The following is a 1,861-nucleotide window of genomic DNA, read 5'->3' as shown; positions in this document are numbered from 1 at the left end:
ATCGGGATAGGGGCGGTCAGTGAGTCTGACCGATCCCCTCCCACACCACCCGGCATGCGGGTCCGCACCGGGCGGTTCGAGCAGTTGAGGTCATGAGAGCCGAGGCACGCCGAGCCGCTCGAAGTAGGCAATGGGCATCACACGGTTCAGTCGCATGCGGCTGTTACGCCACCAGCACCGACTGTTCGCGGCCACCTTGCGGGCGTCCGCCTCCGAAGCCCCCATCGCTTTCAACGCCCGGTACATCGTCGTTCCCCGACGCCAGTGCTTGAGCTGCACCGCACGCAACCGGTGGCGAATCCACTCGTCGAGTTCGCCGAACACCTTGGGGGTCTGCGCAAGCTGGAAGTATGCCTTCCAGCCCGGCATGTAGGCCCGCAGCCGTTCGGCGATCTCGGGCAGGCTACGCCCGCCCGAGCGGCGCGTGATCTGCCGGATGCGTTGCTTGAAGGCCTCCAACGCCTTTCGGGCCACAGCGCATTTGATTCGGTCCCCCGCACTGCGCCACAACTCGTAGCCCAGAAACTTGCGACCGGTCGCCTGCGCCACCGCCGTCTTGGCCTCATTGACCTTCAGATGGAGTCGGTCGTAGAGCCGGCGCAGCCCTTCCAGCACCCGTTCGCCCGCTCGACGGCTGCGCACATACACATTGCAGTCGTCCGCGTAACGCACGAAGCGGTGGCCCCGCCGCTCCAACTCCCGATCCACCTCGTCGAGCAGCACATTGGCCAGAAGCGGCGACAGCGGCCCGCCTTGCGGCGTCCCCTCGTAGCGCTCCACGACCACACCGCCATCCATGATTCCGGCCACGAGGTAACGACGGATCAGCCGCAGCACGGCCTTGTCCTCGATTCGCCTCGCCAACCGCTCCATCAGGATGTCGTGATTGACCCGGTCGAAAAACTTCTCCAGATCCACATCGACCACCACCCGATAGCCGTCCTGCACACAGCGCTGGGCATCGAGCACCGCGTCGTGCGCACGGCGGCCCGGACGAAAGCCGTAACTGTGCTCAGAGAACGTCGGATCAATCATCGGCTGCAAGACTTGCAGCAGGGCTTGCTGGATCAGCCGATCCGTTACCGTCGGGATCCCCAATTCGCGCACCCCGCCATCGGGTTTCGGAATCTGGACGCGGCGTACCGGCACGGGCCGGTAGCTGCCATCCAGAATCGAGGCCCGAATCCGGCACCAGTGCGCTCTCAGGTACGCCGCCGTCTCGGCGATCGACAACCCATCCACCCCAGCACTGCCGCGATTGGATTTGACGCGCTTCCACGCCAACTCCATGTTCGCGCTCGCGAGCACCTGCAAAAGCAGGCCCTCTCGCCCTGGGCTTCCGGTTTCGTGCCGCGCCGTCCGTGCTTCATCACGCACCGCTTCAGGTTTGGCTTCACCTCGCCCTCCCGCAATACGCCCCGCCTGCGCGGGCTTCTGATGCTCTGCACCTCCAAGCGACACGGCCTTCGGCCCTCCTACTCGTTCGGCCCTTCCTCAGCAGTCTCCAGCCTCACCGGCCCCACCGCCAAGTACTACGGCTTCGGCTGACTTCTCGCTCCGGCTCTTCACCGTCGCCCTTTCAGGCACAAGGCGAGAGCTCCCCAGGTAAGAACGCACTCCTTCACTGCACAACCGCCGGATTTACGCCACTTCGCCTCGATCACGAGAGCTTCACGGTTTCTGGCCCGCTCGCCCTGCTCCGCAACGCCTTCTATCCGATTCTTGTCCATCGGCTCGCAGCTTATGCTCCACGCTTCCTTCCCACGATCGGTCACCCTCACGCAGTTGCGCTTCACTTCGTTCGCTGTGATCAACTTACGGCGGGACTTGCACCCGCAGGAGTGCGCCCATGCTGGGCGCA

At 64.6% G+C, this 1,861-nt stretch carries 1 protein-coding gene; it reads right to left on the bottom strand.

Annotated features, from left to right (window positions below; genetic code table 11):
• Positions 1-90: 90 nt before the first annotated feature.
• Positions 91-1,461 carry a group II intron reverse transcriptase/maturase gene (gene ltrA / locus TBU01S_RS22585; RefSeq protein WP_068639723.1) on the bottom strand — a complete coding sequence of 457 codons (1,371 nt, stop codon included), beginning with the start codon at positions 1,459-1,461 and terminating at the stop codon, positions 91-93.
• Positions 1,462-1,861 lie beyond the last annotated feature (400 nt).

This window comes from Thauera butanivorans NBRC 103042 (genome assembly GCF_001591165.1).
Lineage (GTDB): Bacteria > Pseudomonadota > Gammaproteobacteria > Burkholderiales > Rhodocyclaceae > Thauera > Thauera butanivorans.
Note: the sequence above shows the minus strand (reverse complement) of the source record. Positions and strands in the feature narration are given on the sequence as shown.